Annotated in this window: 17 protein-coding genes and 3 tRNA genes; 8 read left to right on the top strand and 12 right to left on the bottom strand. The window is 73.2% G+C overall.

Annotated elements, in window-relative coordinates:
• Window positions 1–7 precede the first annotated feature (7 nt).
• The 4 genes from ACFY3J_RS00835 to ACFY3J_RS00820 all read right to left on the bottom strand — a co-directional run bounded on the left by ACFY3J_RS00835 (window position 8) and on the right by ACFY3J_RS00820 (window position 5,796).
• Window positions 8–1,936: an ABC transporter ATP-binding protein gene (locus ACFY3J_RS00835; RefSeq protein ID WP_390839698.1), complete on the bottom strand. Its 1,929-nt coding sequence runs from the start codon at window positions 1,934–1,936 to the stop codon at window positions 8–10.
• Window positions 1,936–3,669, bottom strand: coding sequence for an ABC transporter ATP-binding protein (locus ACFY3J_RS00830; RefSeq protein WP_384173494.1), 1,734 nt, complete (start codon window positions 3,667–3,669; stop codon window positions 1,936–1,938). The genes ACFY3J_RS00835 and ACFY3J_RS00830 overlap by 1 nt, the downstream gene beginning before the upstream one ends.
• Window positions 3,670–3,947: 278 nt before the next feature.
• On the bottom strand, window positions 3,948–5,402 hold the full coding sequence (locus ACFY3J_RS00825; RefSeq protein WP_390839696.1) for an FGGY-family carbohydrate kinase: 1,455 nt from the start codon (window positions 5,400–5,402) through the stop codon (window positions 3,948–3,950).
• A gap of 91 nt (window positions 5,403–5,493) precedes the next feature.
• Window positions 5,494–5,796 (bottom strand): YtxH domain-containing protein, encoded by a 303-nt coding sequence (locus ACFY3J_RS00820; protein ID WP_384173500.1) that lies wholly within the window; start codon window positions 5,794–5,796, stop codon window positions 5,494–5,496.
• A gap of 146 nt (window positions 5,797–5,942) precedes the next feature.
• On the opposite strand from ACFY3J_RS00820, the gene ACFY3J_RS00815 reads away from it, so the two are divergent.
• The 3 genes from ACFY3J_RS00815 to ACFY3J_RS00805 all read left to right on the top strand — a co-directional run bounded on the left by ACFY3J_RS00815 (window position 5,943) and on the right by ACFY3J_RS00805 (window position 6,359).
• Window positions 5,943–6,015: transfer RNA gene (locus ACFY3J_RS00815), tRNA-Asn, on the top strand.
• Window positions 6,016–6,020: 5 nt separating this feature from the next.
• Window positions 6,021–6,093 (top strand) — tRNA-Asn (locus ACFY3J_RS00810).
• Window positions 6,094–6,282: 189 nt separating this feature from the next.
• A tRNA-Ile gene (locus tag ACFY3J_RS00805) sits at window positions 6,283–6,359 on the top strand.
• A gap of 160 nt (window positions 6,360–6,519) precedes the next feature.
• Here the strand turns inward: ACFY3J_RS00805 and ACFY3J_RS00800 are convergent.
• A complete protein-coding gene (locus tag ACFY3J_RS00800) occupies window positions 6,520–6,681 on the bottom strand; it encodes a hypothetical protein (protein WP_172632976.1) in 162 nt (53 codons plus the stop codon).
• Window positions 6,678–7,508, bottom strand: coding sequence for an ANTAR domain-containing response regulator (locus ACFY3J_RS00795; protein WP_390839694.1), 831 nt, complete (start codon window positions 7,506–7,508; stop codon window positions 6,678–6,680). The genes ACFY3J_RS00800 and ACFY3J_RS00795 overlap by 4 nt, the downstream gene beginning before the upstream one ends.
• A gap of 383 nt (window positions 7,509–7,891) precedes the next feature.
• Between ACFY3J_RS00795 and ACFY3J_RS00790 the strand changes: the two genes are divergently transcribed.
• A complete protein-coding gene (locus ACFY3J_RS00790; RefSeq protein ID WP_384173506.1) occupies window positions 7,892–8,824 on the top strand; it encodes an anti-sigma factor RsbA family regulatory protein in 933 nt (310 codons plus the stop codon).
• A gap of 37 nt (window positions 8,825–8,861) precedes the next feature.
• On the opposite strand, the gene ACFY3J_RS00785 is transcribed toward ACFY3J_RS00790, so the two are convergent.
• Window positions 8,862–9,902 carry a rod shape-determining protein gene (locus ACFY3J_RS00785; protein WP_384173509.1) on the bottom strand — a complete coding sequence of 347 codons (1,041 nt, stop codon included), beginning with the start codon at window positions 9,900–9,902 and terminating at the stop codon, window positions 8,862–8,864.
• Between the two features lie 320 nt (window positions 9,903–10,222).
• Here ACFY3J_RS00785 and ACFY3J_RS00780 point away from each other — a divergent pair, with 320 nt between their 5' ends.
• Window positions 10,223–13,882: a S8 family serine peptidase gene (locus tag ACFY3J_RS00780; RefSeq protein WP_390839692.1), complete on the top strand. Its 3,660-nt coding sequence runs from the start codon at window positions 10,223–10,225 to the stop codon at window positions 13,880–13,882.
• A 73-nt stretch (window positions 13,883–13,955) separates the two neighbouring features.
• On the opposite strand, the gene ACFY3J_RS00775 is transcribed toward ACFY3J_RS00780, so the two are convergent.
• Entirely contained in the window at window positions 13,956–15,401 is a 1,446-nt protein-coding gene (locus ACFY3J_RS00775; protein ID WP_390839690.1) for an acyl-CoA synthetase, read from the bottom strand.
• A 201-nt stretch (window positions 15,402–15,602) separates the two neighbouring features.
• On the opposite strand from ACFY3J_RS00775, the gene ACFY3J_RS00770 reads away from it, so the two are divergent.
• Window positions 15,603–16,472 carry a RimK family alpha-L-glutamate ligase gene (locus ACFY3J_RS00770; protein WP_384173518.1) on the top strand — a complete coding sequence of 290 codons (870 nt, stop codon included), beginning with the start codon at window positions 15,603–15,605 and terminating at the stop codon, window positions 16,470–16,472.
• A 29-nt stretch (window positions 16,473–16,501) separates the two neighbouring features.
• Here the strand turns inward: ACFY3J_RS00770 and ACFY3J_RS00765 are convergent, their stop codons facing one another.
• Entirely contained in the window at window positions 16,502–17,107 is a 606-nt protein-coding gene (locus ACFY3J_RS00765) for a hypothetical protein (protein WP_390839686.1), read from the bottom strand.
• A 199-nt stretch (window positions 17,108–17,306) separates the two neighbouring features.
• Between ACFY3J_RS00765 and ACFY3J_RS00760 the strand changes: the two genes are divergently transcribed.
• The gene (locus ACFY3J_RS00760; protein WP_390839684.1) at window positions 17,307–18,080 is read left to right on the top strand and encodes an IclR family transcriptional regulator; all 774 of its coding nucleotides are present in this window, start codon (window positions 17,307–17,309) and stop codon (window positions 18,078–18,080) included.
• On the top strand, window positions 18,077–18,922 hold the full coding sequence (locus ACFY3J_RS00755; RefSeq protein WP_384173527.1) for an SMP-30/gluconolactonase/LRE family protein: 846 nt from the start codon (window positions 18,077–18,079) through the stop codon (window positions 18,920–18,922). The genes ACFY3J_RS00760 and ACFY3J_RS00755 overlap by 4 nt, the downstream gene beginning before the upstream one ends.
• Window positions 18,923–18,954: 32 nt before the next feature.
• Here the strand turns inward: ACFY3J_RS00755 and ACFY3J_RS00750 are convergent, their stop codons facing one another.
• The 3 genes from ACFY3J_RS00750 to ACFY3J_RS00740 all read right to left on the bottom strand — a co-directional run.
• Window positions 18,955–20,352: an FAD-dependent monooxygenase gene (locus tag ACFY3J_RS00750; protein WP_384173530.1), complete on the bottom strand. Its 1,398-nt coding sequence runs from the start codon at window positions 20,350–20,352 to the stop codon at window positions 18,955–18,957.
• A gap of 26 nt (window positions 20,353–20,378) precedes the next feature.
• A complete protein-coding gene (locus ACFY3J_RS00745; protein WP_384173533.1) occupies window positions 20,379–21,554 on the bottom strand; it encodes an MAB_1171c family putative transporter in 1,176 nt (391 codons plus the stop codon).
• Between the two features lie 72 nt (window positions 21,555–21,626).
• Window positions 21,627–21,870 (bottom strand): hypothetical protein (locus ACFY3J_RS00740; protein ID WP_390839682.1); only part of this gene is annotated, 244 nt, incomplete at its 5' end.

Raw genomic sequence — 21,870 nt, 5'->3', positions numbered from 1 at the left:
CCGACGGTCAGTCCACCTCGGCGACCGCCTGCGCGAACTGCGCCTTGTACAGACGCGCGTACGCCCCCTCGGCGGCCAGCAGCTCGTCGTGGGCGCCCTGCTCGACGATGGAGCCGTTCTCCATGACGAGGATCGTGTCCGCGTCCCGGATCGTGGAGAGCCGGTGCGCGATGACGAACGACGTCCTGCCGTGCTGGAGTTTGGCCATCGCCTTCTGGATCAGCACCTCGGTACGGGTGTCGACCGAGCTGGTCGCCTCGTCCAGGACGAGGATCACCGGGTCGGACAGGAACGCCCGCGCGATGGTGATGAGCTGCTTCTCACCGGCGCTCACCCCGGAGCCCTCGTCGTCGATCACGGTGTCGTAGCCGTCGGGCAGCGTACGGACGAACCGGTCGGCGTGCGCGGCCCGCGCCGCCTCCTCTATCTCGCCGCGGGTGACCTCGCGGGAGGCGCCGTAGGCGATGTTCTCCGCGATGGTGCCGCCGAACAGCCAGGTGTCCTGGAGCACCATGCCGATCCCGGACCGCAGTTCGTCACGCGACATCTTCCCGATGTCGATGCCGTCGAGCGTGATGCGCCCGCCGGTGACGTCGTAGAACCGCATGAGCAGGTTGACCAGCGTGGTCTTGCCCGCGCCGGTCGGGCCGACGATCGCCACCGTGTGGCCCGGCTCCACCGTCAGCGACAGGTCCTCGATGAGCGGCTTGTCGGGGTCGTAGCGGAACGACACGTGCTCCAGCGCGACCCGCCCGCGCAGCTCCTGAGGCCGCACGCCCGGCACCGGATCCGCCGTCTGCTCCTCGGCGTCCAGCAGTTCGAAGACGCGCTCGGCCGAGGCGACGCCGGACTGCACCAGGTTCGCCATCGACGCCACCTGGGTCAGCGGCATCGAGAACTGCCGCGAGTACTGGATGAAGGCCTGCACGTCACCGATGGACAGCGTGCCCGACGCGACCCGGAGACCGCCGACGACGGCCACCAGCACGTAGTTGATGTTCGAGACGAACATCATCAGCGGCTGCATGACGCCGCTGTTGAACTGCGCCTTGAACCCGGCCTCGTACAGCGCCTCGTTCTGCTCGGCGAACTGCTTCGCCGACTCCTCCTGCCGCCCGAACACCTTCACCAGGGTGTGCCCGGTGTACATCTCCTCGATGTGCGCGTTGAGCTGGCCCGTCGAGCGCCACTGCTGCACGAAGTGCGGCTGCGACCGCTTGCCCACGCGCGTGGCGACGACGAACGACAGCGGCACGGTCACCAGCGCGACCAGCGCGAGGATCCAGGAGACGTAGAACATCATGACGAGCACGCCGATGATGGTCAGCACCGAGTTGATCAGCTGGCCCATCGACTGGTTCAGGGTCTGCCCGATGTTGTCGATGTCGTTGGTGGCGCGGGAGAGCACCTCGCCGCGCTGGCGCTTGTCGAAGTACGACAGCGGCAGCCGCGACAGCTTCGTCTGCACGTCCTCGCGCATCCGGAACATGGTCCGGTTCACCGAACGGTTCACCAGCCGGGTCGCCACCGCCATCAGCAGGCCGGCCACCAGGAACGTACCCAGCGCGAACAGCAGGACCTCGCCGACGGCACCGAAGTCGATGCCCTTGCCCGGCGTGAAGTCGGCGCTCTTCAGCATGTCGGCGATCGAGCCCTCGCCGCGCTCCCGCATGGAGGCGAGGACCTCGTCCTTGGTCGCCCCGGCCGGCATCTGCCGGCCGACGATCCCCGCGAAGACCAGGTCGGTGGCCTTGCCGAGGATCTTCGGCCCGATCACGCTGAGCGTGACGCTCACGACCACGCACAGCACCAGGGCGGCGATCGTGATCCGTTCGGGTCTGAACTGGGTGATGAGCCGCTTGCCCGACGTCTTGAAGTCCATCGAGCGGTTGTCGGGCCCGGCCCCGGACATCATCCGCCCCATCGGCCCGGCCATCAGGCAGCCTCCGCTTCCGTCAGCTGGGAGAGCACGATCTCCCGGTAGGTCTCGTTGTCCGCCATCAGTTCGCGGTGGCGGCCGGTGCCGACGACCCGTCCCTCGTCCAGGACGACGATCCGGTCGGCGTCGCGGATGGTCGCCACGCGCTGGGCGACGATGACGACGGTCGCCTCGGAGGTCTCGTGCCCCAGCGCCGCCCGCAGGGCCGCGTCGGTGGCGTAGTCGAGGGCCGAGAAGGAGTCGTCGAAGAGGTAGATCTCCGGGCGCTGCACCAGGGTGCGGGCGATGGCCAGGCGCTGGCGCTGGCCGCCGGAGACGTTGGTGCCGCCCTGGGCGATCGGCGCGTCCAGGCCGCCCTCCAGCTTGCTGACGAAGTCCTTGGCCTGCGCCACCTCCAGCGCGTGCCACAGCTCCTCGTCGGTGGCGTCCGGGTTGCCGTAGCGCAGGTTGGTCGCCACCGTGCCCGCGAACAGGTACGGCTTCTGCGGCACCAGGCCGACCGTCCTGGCGAGCAGCTCCGGCTCCACGGTGCGTACGTCCACGCCGTCGACGAGGACCTCCCCGTCGGTCGCGTCGAACAGCCGGGGCACCAGGCCGAGCAGGGTGGACTTGCCGCTGCCGGTCGAGCCGATGACGGCGGTCACCTCGCCGGGGCGGGCGAGCAGGTCGACGGTCTTCAGGACGGGCTCCTCCGCGCCCGGGTAGCGGAAGCCGGCGCCGCGGATCTCCAGATGGCCGTGGCGGCGCAGCTCGGTCACGGGCGCGACGGGCGGCACGACGCTGGACTCGGTGTCCAGCACCTCCTGGATGCGCTCGGCGCACACCTCCGCGCGCGGCACCATCATGAACATGAAGGTGGCCATCATCACGGACATCACGATCTGCATCAGATAGGCGAGGAACGCGGTCAGGTCGCCGATCTGCATCCCACCGCTGTCGATGCGGTGGGCGCCGAACCACACCACTGCGATGGACGACAGGTTCACCACCGTCATCACGATCGGGAACATCAGCGCGAGCAGCCGACCGGTGGCCAGCGACATCTCCGTCAGGTCCCCGTTGGCCCCGCGGAAGCGGTCCTTCTCGTACTCGTCGCGGACGAAGGCGCGGATCACGCGGTTGCCGGTGATCTGCTCGCGCAGCACCCGGTTCACGGTGTCCAGGCGGGTCTGCATGGACCGGAACAGCGGACGCAGCCGGCGCACGATCAGGGTCACGCTGATGCCGAGCACGGGGACGACGGCGACCAGCACCGCGGACAGCGGCACGTCCAGGCCGAGGGCCAGGACGACACCGCCCACACACATGATGGGCGCCGACACCATCAGGGTGAACGTCATCAGGGCCAGCATCTGGACCTGCTGCACGTCGTTCGTCGTCCGGGTGATGAGGGAGGGCGCCCCGAAGCCGCCGACCTCGCGGGCCGAGAAGGACTGCACACGGTCGAACACGGCCGCCCGTACGTCCCGGCCGAGCGCCGAGGCGGTGCGGGCGCCGTAGTAGACGGCACCGATGTTGCAGACCACCTGCGCAAGCGAGATGCCGATCATCACGGCGCCGAACGTCAGGATGTAGCCGGTGTCACCCTTCACCACACCGTTGTCGATGATGTGGGCGTTCAGGGTGGGCAGGTAGAGCGTGGCGCAGGTCTGCAGGAACTGCAGCAGCACCAGAAGGGCTATGGGTTTCTTGTAGGGCCTGAGATAGGTCCGCAGGAGTCGTATGAGCACGCTGGGTCTCTCGGAGTCGGCGGTGGGGGCAGTCGATGTCCCCTGGCACCTATCGTCGAACACTCCACCCGCGTTACCTCAACCGATTAACCCGACCGCGGGTCAACGACCGAGGCCGGGTCGTCCCTTGACCTCACGTCGTCGGACCCGCCGCACGAGTGAACCGTTATGTCCCAAACGCCCCCGTAAGGATGCTTGTTGGGGGCGATATGGCCGACCCTTATATCCGACAAGCCGGAAAAGACTTATGCGGACAAAAGGGCTCGTGAGGACGGTCGTCACCCCAGGAAGGCCCCCGGGTGAACCTGCTCACGCACCGACACGTACTGCTGGCGCACCGCCTGGCCCACCGCCAGATCCTCGCCGGGCTCCAGGATCTGGGCCACCGCGCCCTGCCAGGCCGGCGGGGTGCGCGGGTCCAGGGTGCCCTGGGAGGCGCCGAGCGCCCAGGCGGCCTGCCGGGCGGCGCCGATCGCGGCGTAGTCGGCCGGCTGCGGCACGACGACCTGCGCGCCGAACACCGAGGGCGCGACGGCCTGTACGGCGGGCAGTTCCGCGGCGGGGCCGAGCAGGAAGACGCGGCGCACCTCCACGCCCCGGCCGCGCAGCACGTCGAGCGCGTCCGCGAGCCCGCACAGCATGCCCTCGAACGCGGCCCGTGCCACATGCTCCGGCTTCATCGACTCGCGCCGGAGCCCGGCGAGCATCCCGGCGGTGTGCGGCAGGCTGGGCGTCCGCTCGCCCTCCAGGTAGGGCAGCAGTACGAGTCCGTGCGAGCCCGGCGTCGACTTCATCGCCAGGTCCGACAGGCCCTCCAGGTCGGGCACGCCCAGCAGTTCGGCGGTGCCGCGCAGCGCCCGCACCGCGTTCAGCGTGGTCACGACCGGCAGGTGCATGCCGGTGGCGTCGGCGAGTGAGGTGATCATCCCCGTCTGGTCGAGAAGCGCCTCGGGGTGAACGGCCATCACCGAACCGGAGGCGCCGAGGGAGACGACCGCGTCGCCCAGGCCCAGTCCCAGCCCGAAGGCGGCGGCCATGGTCTCCCCGGTCCCGGCCGAGATCAGCAGTCCCTCCGGGGTGGTGCCGGCCGCCTCGGCGGGACCGATCACCTCGGGCAGCGCGGCCTGCCGGCCGAGCGCCAGCTCGACCAGGTCGGGCCGGTAGGCGCCGGTGGCGGCGGACCAGTAGCCGGTGCCGGAGGCGCCGCCGCGGTCGGTGGTGCGGCGCATCGGCCGCCCCAGCAGCTGCCACACCAGCCAGTCGTGCGCCTGGAGCAGGAGCGCCGTACGCCCGGCGGCCTCGGGCTCGTTCTTGGCGAACCAGCGCAGTTTGGTCACCGGCAACGGGGCCTGCGGCACACAGCCGACCGCCTGCGCCCAGGCCTCCCGGCTGCCGAGCGCGTCGATCAGGTCGGCCGCGGCGACCTGCGTCCGCCGGTCGCCGCCGACCAGAGCGGGCCGCACGGTGGCACCCTGGGCGTCGATCGGGATCAGCGCGTTCTGCTGCGCCGAGACGCCGATCGCCTGCACGCCCTCCAGGAGCCCGCCGCCCGCGGCCTCCCCGAGGGACAGCAGCCAGGCCTGCGGATCGACGTCGGCGGAGCGCCCCCCGCCCTCCGGGGTCTCCACCGGATGTGGCGCAAATCCCTGCCTGAGTACGGACCCCGTGTCCGCGTCACAAACGACGATACGAGTGAAATCGGGCGAACTGTCCAACCCGGCGACTATCCCCATGGCGAAAATTCTGCCGTACCGCCGCGCCTGCTCGGGCCGCGGTCGCCCCGGCGTCGCGGTGGGTGCGCGCGGTCCCGCCGGCGCGGGCCGCTCACGTGTTGCTGGTGCCCCAGTCGTCCTCGCCGCTGCCGTTGGCGTGGGCGCGCAGGGAGCGCACCCGCTGGGCGACCGATTCGGGAACGTGGTCGCCGACCTTCTCGCTGACCGTGTGGTAGGCCTTGCCCGCGAACTGCCGGCCCTGCTGGGCCGCGGTCTCGGCGGTGTTGCGCACGGCGGGGTTCTGGGCGATCTGAAGGGCGGACTTCTTCAGCTGCTCGTAGCGCTCACGTCCGGCCCTCGTGCCCAGCACGTAACCCACGGCGATCCCTGCGATGAACGTGAGCCGGTAACGCATGGCGGCCACCCTTCCCTTGCCTCGAGGTCACAGCCGGGGAGAACCGATTGGCGGAGCACCCCCCTGCTTGCGCTAATGTATGTGTCGCAGCGAGCGCGCGCCCCCTGGCGGATACCCAGGTAGGTGCGTTCGATGCAACGAGGCATTCCTCCGTAGCTCAATTGGCAGAGCAGCCGGCTGTTAACCGGCAGGTTACTGGTTCGAGTCCAGTCGGGGGAGCTCGGTCCTCCGTAGCTCAATTGGCAGAGCAGCCGGCTGTTAACCGGCAGGTTACTGGTTCGAGTCCAGTCGGGGGAGCATGCTGAATGAGGACCCTCCGGGGTCCTTTTTCATGTCCGGTTTCATGTCCCCGGGGAACCGCCGCGGCCGCGGTGAAGTCCCCAAGGTCGTGAACAGCCGCGGAAGACGACCATCCGAAGCAGGAGATCGTATGAGCGGCTATGCTGCGGCAGACGGCGCGCACACTTGTACGCGACGCGCCGCAACGGGGCGGTAGCTCAGCCGGTTAGAGCAGCGGACTCATAATCCGTCGGCCGTGGGTTCGAGTCCCACCCGCCCCACCAGGCGCTACCCGCGCAGAATCGATGTGACCAGCGGTTTCGCGGGTCACTCCCAGCAAGTCTGTGGCCCCCGGAAGTGGATCCGGGGGCCATCGGCGCGTGTTGGCCCGTTTTGCACTCGGCCGGAGCAACGGCAGGCGCGGACGGGCTACTGACGGGCTGCTCAGGAACGGTCGTCGGCGGGGTCGGCGGTCTCCGGCAGATCGTCGCGGTCGCCCTCGGCCTGGGAAGGGGTCGGGTACGGCGTGTCCGGCGGTCCTGCGGCGCGCTGCGTGTCCTCGTCGTCGCGTTCGCCCTCGGCCTGGGATGGGGTGTGCTCTCTCATGGTGGTGACTCCTGCGGACGGGACTGGTCACTCGTCCGCACATCGGGTACCCCGGTAGCCGGGCCGTCACCGTGTCCAAGGTGCTCCGTGCCGCCTCCGTGCCGCGATGTGTCCGGGCCGGGGCCGGTGTGGCGCGCGAGCGCGGTGCGCAGCGCCGAGCGGATCTTCCGCGGCGGTGCGGGGCCGTCGTCGCGCGCGCCCGCGGTGATCGAGGCGGCCACCACGTGCAGCTTGGTGTTGGAGCGCTGGGAGGCCTCCCGGAGGACGTTCCAGGCCTGTTCCGCGGTGGACGCGTGGGTGGCCATCAGGACGCCGCGGGCCTGGTCGATCACCGGGCGGGAGGAGATGGCCCGGCGGAGCTGTTCGACCTCCGTCTGGCCCTGGAGCAGCCGTTCCGTCCGCTCCAGGGCCACCGCGGAGGTGACCGGCGGCCCGGCCCGCTCCGGCCCCGCGGTGTCGGCCGACGGGTGCGGCGGGTCCGTGGTGTCCAGGGCGGTCAGCTCCAGGACGCGGCGCGGCTGGCCCGTCCAGCCGGTCGCGGTCACCCGGACGGGGGGACGGCGGCCGTGGTCGTCGAGGCTGTCCAGGAGTTCCAGTCCGGCGGTGTCCATGAACGTCACCCCGGACACGTCCAGATCGACCCGGCCGATGTCGGGCGGCAGCTCGGCCAGCGCCTGGGCCAGGGCCTCCGCGCAGCCGTGCACCAGCTCACCGCGCGCGGTGAGCGACGTCCGGTCGGCCACCGGGTCCGTGCGGACGTCGACGCTGAGCGTCTCGGCCGGGGTGCTCCGCCGTCGTGAGTGAGATCGTGTTGCCGCTGCGGCCATGTCCCCGCCCCGTCCGTCCTCGGCAACCCTCGCGCGTCTTCGCGACGTCGCCCATCTCGTCGCCCCGTCGCCCCGTCGCCCCGTCGCCCCGTCGCCCCGTTGCCCCGTTGCCCCGTCGCCCCGTTGCCCCGGCCGGCCCGTCGCCCCGGTCGGCCCGTGCCCGACGCACGCCGCGGCGCTGCGGAGCCACGGAACCCCGGCGGTGCTGCCCTGCGCCTGCCCGCTCCCCGGACGACTGCACACGCCCGGGAAACAGGCCTTGTCGTGGATGCAGTGGGTACGCGTAAGGCGTAGCTGCCGGACGGCGCAGGACAGGGGGCGTCGCGTCCGGGGGCAACGGAGATGTTCTGGCCCGAGCTGCCGGGGATGGAGGTGTCGACGTCATGACCGCGAGCGCGGAACCCTTCGTCCACCCCGCCCTGTTCTACCGGGACGAGCGGGAGTACCTCGCGGGCACCGTGCCCTTCGTGCGTGAAGGACTGGAGGCGGGCGAGCCGGTCGCGGTGGCCGTCCCCGGCGACAACCTCCGTCTGATCGAGACCGGTCTGGGCGCCGACGCCCGGTCCGTACGGCTGCTCGACATGCGCGAGGTCGGGCGCAACCCCGGCCGGATCATCCCCGCGGTGCTGCGCGCCTTCGCCGACGCCCAGCCGCCCGGCCGCCGGGTGCGGATCATCGGTGAGCCGGTCTGGGCCGGCCGTACGCCCGTCGAATACCCGGCCTGCGCCCAGCACGAGGCACTGATCAACCCGGCCTTCCAGGGCCGCGAGGTCACCATCCTGTGCCCGTACGACGCCGCGCGCCTCGACGGGCGGGCCCTCGCCGACGCGCACGCCACCCATCCCGTGGTCATCCCCTCCGGTGGCGCCGGGCACCGGGAGAGCGCCGCCTACTCCCCCGAGCAGGTCGTCGACCGGTACAACGAGCCGCTGCCGCCGGTGCCGGACGCGCTGTCGTTCTCCTTCACGGAGCAGACGCTGTCGCAGGCCCGGCACGTCGCCGTCGCCGAGGGCGCGCGGCTCGGGCCCGCGGCCACCCGGCTGGAGGACCTGGCGCTGTCCGTGGCCGAGCTGACCACCAACAGCGTGGTGCACGGCGGCGGTTCGGGCGAGCTGCGGGTGTGGGCGCAGGACGGCTGCGTGCTGTGCGAGGTGCGGGACAAGGGCCGCCTGGACGATCCGCTGGCCGGTCGCCGGCCCGTCCCCCGCGAACAGCGCGGCGGCCGCGGTCTGCTGCTGGTCAACCTCGTCGCCGACCTGGTCCGCGTGCACTCGGGCGCGGAGGGCACCACCGTCCGCTGCTGGTTCGCCGACTGACCGCCACCGGGCCCCGGTGACCCGACGGTCAACGCGCCTACGCGCCCAACGGGTTCAGCATCAGCGGTTCGACCTCGCCCTCCAGCATCGCGCCCAGCCCCTGGATCGCGCACACGTCGGGGCGTTCGGCGATGTGCACCGGCATGCCGGTCGCCTCGCGCAGCATCTGGTCCAGGCCCGGCAGCAGCGCGGAACCGCCGACCATCATGATCCCGCGGTCGGCGAGGTCGGCCACCAGATCGGGCGGGCACACGCGCAGCACCTTGTAGATGCCGTCGAGCACTGCGGTCAGCGGCGTCTGGATGGCCTCCCGTACGGCGGCGGTGTCGATCCGCACGGACCGGGCCAGTCCGGTGGCCACGTCCCGCCCGTGGATCTCGGTGGACGCCGGGCCGGACGGGGTGAGCCCGTTCCCGGACAGGGCGATCTGGAGCGGCCGCAGGGACTGGCTGGGCAGCGTCAACGCGTGTGCGAGGCGAAGGTGTTGCACGATGGCGTGGTCGACGGCCTCCCCGCCGACGGGAATGCGCTCGGCGGTGACGATCGAGCCGAGCGAGAGGACGGCCACCTGGGTGGCCGCGGCCCCGCACACCATGATCATGGTGGCCTCGGCCCGCTCCACGGGCAGCCCGCAGCCGACGGCGGCGGCGATCAGCGTGTCGACGAGTTCCACGCGGCGCGCGCCGAGCCCGACGAGCGTCTCGATCGTGGCCCGTTGGGCGAGCGGATCGGCGTCGTGCGGGGTGCAGGCGGCGGCCCGCAGCCGGGGCGCCTTGCGGCGCAGGGCGCGGCGCATCCCGTCGCCGAGCAGGTGCCGCAGCATACGCTGCGCCATCTCGATGTCGACGACCGTGCCGCCGGAGACCGGGCGGACGACCCGGATGTAGGCGGGGGTGCGGCCCGTCATCCTCTCCGCGAACTCGCCGACCGCGATCAGGGCTCCGGTACGGGTGTTCACGGCCGCGACCGAAGGCTGGTCGACGACGAGCCCCGGGCCCTTGACGTAGACACGGGTCCGGGCCGCTCCCAGGTCGACGGCGAAGTGGCAGCGGCGCAACTGCTCCAGACTGGCGGACATGGCGGAGCCTCCTGAGAGCGCGGACCGTGGCGGCCACCGGGCGGAGGCCTCCCTGGCATCGTGCGGGCGCGGCGGAACGGGCGCCTGTTCAAGGGGGCCGCGCGGGGTGCCGCCGGCCGGGTGGATTCCGGCGCTCCGTGCGTAAGGAGTGAGAGTCAAGGACACATGGACGGCTCCCGCCGCCGGATGTCCGGGGCCTGTCCCGCTGGCGGGAACCCGCCAGGCGCCGACTCGCTGTCGTCTTCCAACTCCCCTGCCGCACAAGGGTTCTGCCACTCTTCGCAGCACCGAGGACGTGTGGCGCGGAGAGGAGAGGCAGGATGCGCGCAGGACCCTCCGGACGGAGAGCGGCCCTTGTGTCGGCCGGGCTCGTGATCGCCCTGCTGCCGGCCGGACCGGCGGCGGCGCGGCAGCCCGCGGGGCCGCCCGGTCCCCCCGTGGCCACCCCGGGCGGCGCCCGCACCGTCACCCTCGTCACCGGCGACAAGGTCACCGTCACCGACCTCGGCGGCGGCAGGAGGACCGTCACGGTGCGCCGGCCCCAGGGCGCCACGGGTGCCGTGCGCACGCAGATGGCGGGCGGCGCCCTGAGCGTCGTACCGGACGAGGCCCTGCCGTATCTGCGGGCGGGCCGGCTGGACCGCCGGCTGTTCGACGTGGACACGCTGTTACGGCAGGGGCTCGCGGACGCCCGCACCGGCGAGCTGCCGCTGATCGTGACCTACGGCAAGGGCGTCCGGGCGGCGACCCCGCGCGGGACGGAGCGGACGCGGAGTCTCGCCAGTGTGCGCGGGGCCGCCGTGGAGGCCGCCAAGGGGCGGGTGTTCTGGCGGGAGTTCACCGGGCACGGCACCCCGTCCGGCGGTATCGACAAGGTGTGGCTCGACGGGCGGGTCACCGCCGACATGGCCGAGAGCAACGCGCAGATCGGCACCCGCGAGGCCTGGGCGTCCGGTCTGACCGGCAAGGGCGTCACCGTCGCCGTCCTCGACACCGGCGTCGACGCCTCCCACCCCGACCTCGCCGGGCGGGTCGCCGTCACCAGGAACTTCGTCGACGGCGAGGACGACGCCGACCGCAACGGCCACGGCACCCATGTGACGTCCACCGTCGGCGGCAGCGGCGCGGCCTCCGGCGGTGAGGAGAAGGGGGTCGCCCCGGACGCCACCCTCGCCGTCGGCAAGGTGCTCGGCGACCAGGGGTCGGGCAGCGAGTCGCAGATCATCGCCGGGATGGAGTGGGCCGCCCGGGACGTGCGCGCGCGGATCGTCTCCATGAGTCTCGGCTCCAGCGAGCCCAGCGAGGGGACCGATCCGATGGCGCGGGCCGTCGACACCCTCTCCCGGGAGACCGGCGCCCTCTTCGTGGTCGCCGCGGGCAACACCGGCGCCCCCTCCTCCATCGACTCGCCCGGCTCCGCCGACGCCGCACTCACCGTCGGCGCGGTCGACCCGTCCGACCGGGCCGCCTACTTCACCAGCGCCGGACCCCGCATCGGCGACAACGCCCTCAAACCCGACCTCGCGGCACCCGGCGTCGACATCCTCGCCGCCCGCTCCCGACTCGCCCCCGGCAACGGCGCCTACACCTCCATGAGCGGCACCTCCATGGCGACGCCCCATGTCGCCGGTGCCGCCGCACTGCTCGCCCAGAGGCACCCCGACTGGAGCGGCGAACGGATCAAGGACGCGCTGATGTCGACGTCGAGGCAACTCGACGCGTCCGCCTACCTGCTGGGGGCGGGCCGGGTGAGCGTCCCGGACGCCGTGCACGCGCGGATCACCGCCACCGGAAGCGCCGACCTCGGGTTCCACCGCTGGCCCCACGACACGGACAAGCCAGTGACCAGGACACTCACCTATGCCAACTCCTCCGACACCGATGTCGAGTTGAGTCTCGCCGTCCAGGGCGCCCCGGACGGCGTCGCCACCCTCGCCGACTCCTCGCTCACCGTGCCCGCCCACGGCACCGCCACCACCACCGTGACCGGAGACGCGGCCGAGGCGCCGGTGGGCGGGACGAGCGGGCGGATCGTGGCCTCCGCGTCCGGCACCCCGGTCGCGCACACCGTGTTCGGGCTGGTCAAGGAGGACGAGCGGTACACGCTCACCGTGCGCGTCAAGGACCGCGACGGCGCTCCCGTGCCCGCCGACCTCACCGTGCAGCGGCTCGCCGCGGGCGCCGATCCGTACCCCGCGCACGTCGGCGACTCGGGCACCCTGCGCCTGCGCCTCGAGCCGGGCACGTACAGCCTGACCTCCTTCCTCGACGTACGCGGCGGTCACGGCGCCGACTCCCTCGGCCTGGGTTTCCTCGCGGCGCCCGAGATCACGCTGGACCGGGACCGCGAGGTCACCCTGGACGGGCGCCGGCTGCGCGAGATCAGGGCCGAGACCGGACGGCGGACGGAGACCCGGCAACTGCTCATGGAGTACGACCGGACGGCGGACGGCTCCGACCTGTTCGGCGCCGTCCAGGTGCCCGTGGCGTACGACAGCGTCTTCGCCGCGCCGACCGGATCGGTCACGCGGGGCACCTTCGAGTACCGGACCGTGTGGCGGCTCGGCAAGGCGCCGCTGGAGGTCAAGGGCGTCGCCGAGGCGCTCGTCCAGCCCGGCGGCACGCTGATCGAGGGCCGCAGCAGGCTGCCGCTCGTCGACGTCGGCGACGGGGACTTCACCGGCGCGGACGTACGCGGCAAGGCGGTCCTGGCCCGGCTCGCCGACTCCGTGGAACCGGCCGCACTGGCCCAGGCGGCCCAGGACGCGGGCGTGAAGGCCCTGTTCGTGACGGACGACCTGCCCGGCCGGCTGAGCGCCTGGTGGGGCACCGACGACAACGCCGACCGCCCCCTCCAGATCGCCACGGTCGACGCCGCCGACGCGGCACGGCTGCGGACGGCGGGTCGCGTCGACATGACGGGGACGCGCAACACCCCGTACGTGTACGACCTTTCGCAGGGGCACCGCGGGGCGATCCCCGACACGGAGCTGACGTACGCGCCCGGCCCTCGCCAACTGGCCGCGATCCGGACCAGGTTCCACGCCGCGCGGCCGACGAGCGGCAGCGAGGTCCGGTACGCGGTCACCGACACCTTCCCCGTCGGCATCGGCTTCCAGGAGCGGATCGACCTCCCGGCCGAGCGCACCGACTACGTGTCCACCGGGCCCGGCGAGCGCTGGCAGGAGTCGGTGACGATCGGCGACGGCACGCTGGAGCAGCGCGGCGGCCGGGTCCGCTACGAGGGCGGAACGCACCCCGTGCTCGACTGGTTCAAGCCGGTCTGGCACCCGTGGCTCGGCACCGGACTCGACTGGGGACAGCAACGGGCCGGCGGCCGGCTCCAGTTCAACGTGCCCGGCTGGGGCGACTCCGGGCCCGACCACACCGGCTTCGGGGACGTGTGGAGCGCGGACAGCGGCATGTCCCAGACGACGGCGGTCCACCTGGACGGGCAGTTGGCCGACCGGCGCACGGGCGCGGCCGTGTACGTGACGGACGCGCCCCCGGCCGAGCACACGTACCGGCTCGTCACGGACACCGCGCTGGACGCCGGCAGGTGGCGGCTCGCCACGCGGGGGCACGCCGAGTGGACGTTCCGCTCGTCGGCCACCCCCGAGGACCACTGGACCACCCTGCCCCTGATCAACCTCGCCTTCGACGTCGGCACCGACCTCGCGGGCGACCTGCGGGGCGGCGGCCGGGTGCCGGTCGGCGTCCGCGCGCGGTACGTGGCGGGCGCGACCGGCACCGGCACCATCGGCGACGGCAGCCTCGAGGTGTCCTACGACGAGGGCGCGACCTGGCGGCCGGTCCCGCTCACCGGCGGGCACGCCTCCTGGCACGGCACCCTGTCGGTGCCGCGCGGCGCCGCGTCCGTCTCGCTGCGGGCTACCGCGGGCGACGACCGGGGCGGTTCGGTACGGCAGGAGGTCGTCCGGGCGGTGGGGGTCGGGCAGGAGGACCGTCCCCCGTCCTGATCGGGCCGGGGGACGGCAGGCGGGAGAAGAGCCCGCGAGGGGCCGGCGGGGGCAGGGCCCTCCCGGCCGCCGTTCAGTCCCGCGCCAGCGCCCGCTTCATGATCTTCCCCATGTCGTTGCGGGGCAGGGCGTCGAGGAGACGGACGACCCGGGGCCGCTTGTGCGGGGCCAGCCGCCGGGTCACGTGATCGGCCAACTCCTCGGCGTCCGGCGGGGACTGCGGATCGGACGGGACGATCCAGGCGACGATCCGCTCACCGAGGTCGGCGTCCGGCTCCCCGGTGACGGCGGCCTCGCGGACCCCCGGGTGCTCCAGGAGCGCGTTCTCGATCTCGCCCGCGCCGATCTTGTAACCGCCGCTCTTGATCAGGTCGGTGGCCTTGCGGCCGACGATGCGGACCTGGCCGTCGGGGTCGCGCACCGCCATGTCCCCGGTGCGGAAGAAGCCGTCGGCGGTGAACGCGGCGGCCGTCGCGTCGGGCCGGTTGAGGTACTCGGTGAACAGATTCGGCCCGCGCACCTGGATCTCGCCGACCGTCTCCCCGTCGTACGCCGTGATCTCCGTACCGTCCTCCTCCACGAGCCGCAGCCCCACGCCCGGCAGCGGCACCCCGACCGTCCCGGCGCGGGACTCGCCGTCGGCCCGCACACTGGTGTTCATCAGCGTCTCGGTCATGCCGTACCGCTCGATCACCCGCCGCCCGGTCGCGGCCGTGATCCGCTCGTGGTCGTGCACGGGCAGCGCGGCCGACCCGGAGACCAGCAGCCGGGCCCCGGCGAGGGCCTTCACCAGCTCCGGGTCGCCGGGCAGCGCCTCCGCGATCCGGTGGTACATGGTCGGCACGCCGAACAGCATGGTCGCCCCGCCGTTCAGCTCGCGCGCCACGCCGTCCGTCGTGAACCGCCCCAGGTGCCGTACCGCCCCGCCGCGCCGCAGCGGCCCGAGGACGCCCAGCACCAGCCCGTGCACATGGAACAGCGGCAGCCCGTGCACCAGCACGTCGTCACCCGTCCACTGCCAGGCGTCGGCCAGCGCGTCCAGGGTGGCGGCGAGCGCCCGGCGGGGGAGGACGGCGCCCTTGGGCGGACCGGTCGTACCGGAGGTGTAGACGACGAGCGCCGGGTCGCCGTCGCCGGCCCGGTCCTCGGGAACGGGACCCGTGTCCCGCACATCGACGTCGAGCCGTTCCAACCCGGCGAGCGCGGCGGGCAGTTCGTCCCCGGGTGCGGCGAGCACCACGGGCGGCGCGCTGTCGGCCAGGATGTGCCCCAGCTCCTTCTCGCCCGACCTCGGGTTGAGCGGCACGGCGGCCACGCCGGCCAGTAGCGTGCCCACGACCGCCACGGCCGTCTCCAACCCCGGAGTCGCCCACACCGCGACCCGCGTCCTGCCGCGCACCCGGCCGGCGACGGCGCCGGCCGCCGCCGCGAGCTCCGTGTACGTCGACGAACGGTCACCGAACCGCAGCGCCGGCCGCTCACCGGGGTCCTTCGTCAGGGCGGGGAAGAGGGAGGACACGTAAGGGACTCCTTGCGACTCTGCGACTCTCGTACGGACCGACTGGCCGGGACCGGTGACTCCGTTCCTACACCAGGGGCGACCGTACGCGCCGACGCGGGAGGTTGTTAGCCTGCGGGCCCGTCACTGTTCGAAGCCTCGTACCAGGATCTTCGCGGATCTTCGCGGATCTACGAGGGACTACGAGGATGGAGCTCCGCCGTGCCCCGCATCGCGCTCGTCACCTGCCGGCCCGCGCCCGGTATCAGCGACGACCCGGACCTTCCGGTGCTGGTGGAGGCGCTGGAGGCGGCCGGGGCCGAGGCACGGGTCGTGGCGTGGGACGACCCCGCGGCCGACTGGGGCGGGTTCGATCTCGCCGTGATCCGGTCGACGTGGGACTACAGCTGGCGCGTGGGGGAGTTCACGGAGTGGGCCGAGCGGTGCGCGAAGGCGACGCGGCTGGCCAATCCCGTCGAGGTCGTGCGGTGGAACGTCGACAAGCGGTACCTCGGGCAGCTCGGGGCGTCCGGTGTGCCCGTCGTACCGACCCGGTACCTGGCTCCCGGAGACCCGGCCGACCTGCCCGACGACCACGAGTACGTGATCAAACCGGCGTCCGGGGCCGGAGCGCGTTTCGCCGCCCGGTACACGCCCGACGAGCGTGACACCGCCGTACGGCAGCTCGCGCGGATGCACGCCGAAGGGCTCACGGCCATGGTGCAGCCGTACATGCGGCGCATCGACGCGGGCGGGGAGCGGGCGCTCCAGTTCTTCGGCGGACGCCTGCTGCACGCCGGCCGCAAGGGTGCCGTCCTCGCCCCCGGCATCGCCTACGACGAGCGCAAGTCCGCCCACCCGGGCATCGCGCCCTGGACCCCGACCCCGGCCGAACTCTCCGTCGCCGAGCGTGCGTTGGCCGCCGTTCCAGGCGCCCCCGAGCTGCTCTTCGCCCGGGTCGACCTGGTGGACGGGGAGGACGGCGACCCCTGTCTCATGGAGCTGGAGCTGGTGGAACCGAACCTGTTCCTGTGGCTGCATCCGGAGTCGGTGGCGGCGGTGACGGAGGCGATCCTGGCCGCCGCGGGCTGAGCCGCTGCCGGGCGGCCGCCCCCGCGGAGTCACCCGCCGGTCCGTATCCGTTGCAGCAGGCCCCAGGTGAACTCGGCCACGACCTCCCGGCGGACGCCCTCCCCGTCCGGGGCCTGGAAGGACAGGCCCCAGCGGGTCGGGGCGGTGCCCTCCAGGGGGCGGGCCGGGGCGAAGGCGCGGGCGGCCTCGTCGACCGTGCAGGACCAGGGGGTCAGGTCGGCCACGGTCCGCAGGTCGGGTGCCTCGGCCCCCGGGGCGCGCACCAGCCACTCGTTCCAGACCCGGCCGTCCGGGGCGGCCAGCACCTCCAGGCGCAGGTCGGGCCAGAGCGGGACGGGCCAGCTGCGGGCCTCGCAGTCCAGGTCGCCGATGCGGCGGACGGTCGTCGACTCGGGCTCGCCGAGGATCGAGCGGTACCGGGACGCCGCCGAGCGGGACCGTGGTGTGCGGGCCATCGCCTGCCAGCGCTTGTTGGCCTCGCGCATCTGCGCGCGGGAGGCGCCCAGCGTGCGACGGGCGTCCTCCACCAGGTCCGGGTTGTGGTCGGCCATGCGGCGCAGCAGCACCAACTGGAAGTCCAGCGGGGTGAAGGGGCCGACGGGGCGCCTTCCGGAGGGCGTGGTCATGGGATCCATCGTCGCCCACCCCGTTCCGCCCGGCCCTTTCCCACCTCATGCCCGTGCGCCCACCTCATGCCCGTGCGCCCGCCCATTGCCCGCGCATTCCGCTGTGACTAGCCTGTGTTCGTCATTCCGACCGTCTTTTGATATTTCGAACACAGGCTTGGATCACTCGGATCAATCGGATCACTCGGATCAAGGGAGGGGGCCGGTCGTGGGACGTCTCGTACCTGCCGTGACCCGGGCTCTGGACATTCTCGAGCTCTTCCTCGACGGGGACGGGACGCTCTCCGCCCCCGACATCGTGCGCAGGCTGGGACTGCCGCGCACCACGGTGCACGAGCTGGTCACCACGCTCGCCGCCCGCCAGTACATCGTCCCCGTGACCGGGCAGCCCGGACGCTACCGGCTGGGTGTACGCCCCTACCAGCTCGGCAGCCGCTACGCCGAGCAGTTGGACCTCGCCGCCGAGGGCCGGCAGGTCGCCCGCTCGGTCGCCGAGACCTGCGACGAGACCGTGCACGTGGCGATCCTGGAGGACACCGACGTCATCTACATCGCCAAGGTGGACTCCACGCACGCGGTGCGCATGGTCTCCGCGGCCGGTCGCCGCCTCCCGGCGCACTGCACCTCGGTCGGCAAGATGCTGCTCGCCTCCCTGCCCGAGGAGGAGCTGGGCGCGCGCGTCCCGGACGACGCCGAACTGGTCGCGATGACGCCGAACAGCATCACCGACCCGGCCGCGCTGCGCGAGGCCCTGCGCGAGATCCGGCGGCGGGGCATGGCGGTGGAGCGCCGTGAATCCAACCCGGACGTCAGTTGTGTGGCCGCGCCGGTGCGCGACCGCACCGGGCAGGTGGTCGCGGCCCTGTCCATCTCGGTGCCCATGATCCGCTGGAGCGAGGAGCGGCGGGCGGAGCTGGAGCGGCTCGCCGTGAAGGGCGCCGCCGAGCTGTCGGAGCGGCTCGGCCACCGGGGCACGGCATGACGGGGTACGAGGTCGCCGTCCGCGCACGGGCGGAACTGGGCGAGGGCCCGACCTGGGACCCGGAGGCCGGGCGGCTGATCTGGGTCGACATCCTCTCCTCCCGGGTGCACGGCTACGACCCCTCCTCGGGCCGGTGCACGGTCCGTACGACCGGGCAGCACGTGGGCGCGGCGAAGCCCCGCGCGGGCGGCGGGCTCGTCCTCAACCTCCGGGACGGGGTGGGCCTGGTGGACCCCGACGGCGCCTTCCGCTGGCTGCACCGCGACCCGGTTCCCGGCCGGCGCGGCAACGACGCCGCCGTGGCACCCGACGGCTCCCTGTGGGCCGGCACCATGCGCTACGACGAGGCCCCCGGCGGCGGCACCCTGTCCCGCCTGACCGGCGACGGCACGGCCGAGGTGGTGCTGCCCGCCGTGGCGGTGAGCAACGGCACCGGCTGGAGCCCCGACGGCCGCCTGATGTACTACGTCGACTCACCGACCCGCCGTGTCGACGTCTTCGACTTCGACGGCCAACGGATCACGGGCAGGCGGCAGTTGGCCCTGGTGGAGGAGGGCGCCGGCTTCCCGGACGGCCTCACGGTCGACGCCGACGGCTGTGTCTGGGTGGCCCTGTGGGACGGGGCCGCGATCCGCCGCTACACCCCCGCCGGCACCCTGGACCGCGTGCTCGCCCTCCCCGTCTCCCGCCCGACGGCCTGTGCCTTCGCCGGCCCCGGCCTGACCGACCTCTACGTCACCACGGCCCGTACGGGCCTGGCCGCCCCCCATCCCCTGGCGGGCTCACTCCTCGTCGTCCCCGACGCGGGCCAGGGCCTGGTCCAACCCGCCTTCGCGGGCTGACACCGTCGGCCCGCTTCGGCGGTCGGGCCTGGTCAGGTGTTCGTCCGGTCCAGACCCTCCAGGATCTTGCGCTCGGCCGGGGTCAGCGGGGGACCCGCCAGCGGGGGGAGTAGAGGGCCGTTCAGTACGTCGAGGAGGGTGTCGGGGCGGAGGAGGCGCTGCGGCCCGGTGCGCAGACTGGTGACCTCCCAGAGGGCGGCCGCGGCCCGGTAGGAGCCGGTGGCCGCCCGTGTCAGACGGCGACTGTAGGAGGTGACCAGGCGGTCGGCGGCTCCGGGCGAGGCACCGCGGCTGTTCGGGTACCAGACGTCCTGGCCGACCGCGGCCGCCCAGGCCGCGTCGACCGGACGGGCGGCGCCGCGCTGCACACGGCGGGCGAGACCGGGCGCGTCCGGGCCGGAGCGGCGCAGTTCGTCGCGCAGCAGCCGCGCACCGAGCGCGGCCACCGACATGCCCTGCCCGTAGGCCGGGTTGTAGGTGGCCACCGCGTCGCCGAGCGCCACGAAGCCCTCCGGCCACCGCGGCAGCTTCTCCAGGTAACGGCGAGTGTTGCTGGTGCTGCGGCTGATGTACACGTCGGTGAGGGGTTCGGCGCCGGAGACGAGCCGGCCGACGATGGGGGACGGCAGATCGAGGGCGTAGCGCAGGAACCCGTCGGGGTCCGCCGGCGGCTCACCGCCCCGCGAGCCGGCGAGGCTGACCATCCAGCGGTCGCCCTCGATCGGCAGCACCATGCCGCTGCGGCCCGGCCGGCCCACGTACGGGTTCGCCTGCACCATCGTCAGCGGGAACTGCTCGGCCCCGGCGGGCGTGCGGTACACGCGTGTGGCGTTGACCAGCCCGGCGTCCACGCCGCGCTCCCGCACCCCGGAGAGCCCGAGCTCGCGGAGCCAGGTCACCACCCGCGATCCGCGCCCGCCGGCGTCGACCACGAAGTCCGCGGCCAGCACCTCCTCCGCGGCGGGGGTGGCGACGCGGACACCGCGCACGCGCCGCGCGTCGCCCACCAGGCCGACCGCCTGCGCCTTGCGGATCACCGTCCCGGTGTGGGCGAGGACGGTGGAGCGGACCGTGAAGTCCAGCAGGGCGCGGGTGCAGCTGAGCATCCGCGGTCCGTCGTGCCGCCAGCGCCGCAGCCAGCCCTCGGGGGTCAGGGCCACCATGCCGTGGCCCAGCGGTATCTCCCGGGCGCCCGCGGCCAGCAGCCGCGCCCGGATGCTCCCGCCCGGCATCAGCTCCTCCATGGCGGCCAGGCCACCGGCCAGGAGCAGATGGGCGTGGCGCCCCTGTGGCAGCCCCCGGCGGTGCTCCGGCCCCTCGGGCAGGTCGTCGCGGTCCACTACGACCACGTCGTCCACGACGTCGGAGAGCACGGCGGCGGCCAGCATGCCGGCCAGTCCGGCACCGATGACGACAGCTCTACGGGGCATGGGGCTCCTCGGAGTCGGCCATGGCCTCAGCCATGGGAGGTCCTCACCGTTCCTGCTCGTACGGCGGTTTCGGCGGGCGTGGGGACCAGCGCCTGCGCCAGTTCCACGAGACCGCTGGTTCCGGACACCTCCGTGGCGTGGAGGCGGTATCCGCTCGGCGCCGCGAGCGGCTCCTCGCGGGCGGCGGCGCGGCGCGCGGCGTCGGCGAGCATCGCCGCCTCCGCCGCGATCCGCGCCTCGTGGGCGCCGTGGCCCGCGCGCCGGGCGGCGGCCAGCGCCCGCTCGCGGACCTCGTCGTCGAAGTACGGGGCGAGGCCCAGCAGCGCGTCGTGGATGGACACCTCCCGCCACTGGAGGCGCGCGAGCGGCAGTTGCCACCACGGGCTCGGCGGCTTGGGCGCGGTGGACACGAACCGCACCCGCGACCACAGCGGGCCCAGCCGCCGGTGGTCGCGCAGGCCGCGCGCCTGGGCGAGGACCACCGGGAGCAGCCTGGGCAGCACGAAGCCGGCCGAGCACAGCAGCGCGCCGAGCGAGGCCATCGGCGGGGCGACCTTCGTGGACAGCACGTCCAGGTCGTGGCCCGTCCAACGTGCCACGATCGCCGTGTACTTGGTCAGCTGGAAGCCCACCACGTCCAGCGCCGAGCCGGCCAGGATCAGCCGCAGCCCGGCCCGCAGCAGCCCGGTGACCTCGCGGCTCCACTTGACGCACAGCGCGCACGCCGCCAGTGTCGCGGCGCTGTGCCCGAGCAGGTAGAGCAGGATCATCTCGCGCAGGTACGGCGTGTTGGCGTAGTAGGTGTCCAGGTCGGTCAGCCGCTCGGTGCGGGCGTCGCCCAGCATGAACAGCGCGACGATGACGACGATCAGCGGAGCGTAGGCGGCGATGCTCCGCAGCACCGTGCGCCGCACCCGCTCGCGCGGGCCGCCCCGCCAGTTGATCAGCAGGATGAGCAGTGAGCAGCTGTACGCGGAGAGCATCCCGTAGGTCAGCGGGGCACCGAAGTTGGGGATGCCCGTGAGGTCGTTGACGGTGGCCAGCGTCAGCGGCGCCGAGCAGACGAACACCAGCGAGCCGAGGACGATCGCCGCACACGTGGACATGGTCAGCGGATTCCGCACCGCGGTACGCGGCCGCCGCAGCAACACGGTCGCGGACAGTCCGAAGATCCCAGCCGCCAGATAAACGACGAGACTCACGCCGACCACGTCCCCGCACGCCCGACCCGCCACGGACCGCTGCCACCCCGAACGCCCATGACCGCCCCGGTTTCACGAACGGCCGACCGGGCGGCGTCGGTCGGGCACGGGTCGGCCGCGCGCGTGCCGGGTGGCGGTGTCGCTGCTCTGTGTGTGGCGTCCCCGCGGGGGACGGCTGTCCGGGGCGTGGGTGCCGGGCAGGGGGTGGCCGCGCGCTCGCCGGGTGGCGGTGTCGCTGCTCTGTGTGTGGCGTCCCCGCGGGGGACGGCTGTCCGGGGCGTGGGTGCCGGGCAGGGGGTGGCCGCGCGCTCGCCGG

Origin of the sequence: Streptomyces sp. NPDC001231 (assembly GCF_042896885.1) — a bacterium.
In the GTDB taxonomy this organism is placed as follows: domain Bacteria; phylum Actinomycetota; class Actinomycetes; order Streptomycetales; family Streptomycetaceae; genus Streptomyces.
This window is presented reverse-complemented; position numbering and strand designations above follow the sequence as displayed.

Bases quoted from the DNA above. Each gene is read 5' to 3' on its own strand.
- ACFY3J_RS00835 (WP_390839698.1), bottom strand. From the start codon at position 1,936: ATGGCCGGGCCGATGGGGCGGATGATGTCCGGGGCCGGGCCCGACAAC.
- ACFY3J_RS00825 (WP_390839696.1), bottom strand. From the start codon at position 5,402: ATGGGGATAGTCGCCGGGTTGGACAGTTCGCCCGATTTCACTCGTATC.
- ACFY3J_RS00820 (WP_384173500.1), bottom strand. From the start codon at position 5,796: ATGCGTTACCGGCTCACGTTCATCGCAGGGATCGCCGTGGGTTACGTG.
- ACFY3J_RS00800 (WP_172632976.1), bottom strand. From the start codon at position 6,681: ATGAGAGAGCACACCCCATCCCAGGCCGAGGGCGAACGCGACGACGAG.
- ACFY3J_RS00795 (WP_390839694.1), bottom strand. From the start codon at position 7,508: ATGGCCGCAGCGGCAACACGATCTCACTCACGACGGCGGAGCACCCCG.
- ACFY3J_RS00790 (WP_384173506.1), top strand. From the start codon at position 7,892: ATGACCGCGAGCGCGGAACCCTTCGTCCACCCCGCCCTGTTCTACCGG.
- ACFY3J_RS00785 (WP_384173509.1), bottom strand. From the start codon at position 9,902: ATGTCCGCCAGTCTGGAGCAGTTGCGCCGCTGCCACTTCGCCGTCGAC.
- ACFY3J_RS00780 (WP_390839692.1), top strand. From the start codon at position 10,223: ATGCGCGCAGGACCCTCCGGACGGAGAGCGGCCCTTGTGTCGGCCGGG.
- ACFY3J_RS00765 (WP_390839686.1), bottom strand. From the start codon at position 17,107: ATGGATCCCATGACCACGCCCTCCGGAAGGCGCCCCGTCGGCCCCTTC.
- ACFY3J_RS00755 (WP_384173527.1), top strand. From the start codon at position 18,077: ATGACGGGGTACGAGGTCGCCGTCCGCGCACGGGCGGAACTGGGCGAG.
- ACFY3J_RS00750 (WP_384173530.1), bottom strand. From the start codon at position 20,352: ATGCCCCGTAGAGCTGTCGTCATCGGTGCCGGACTGGCCGGCATGCTG.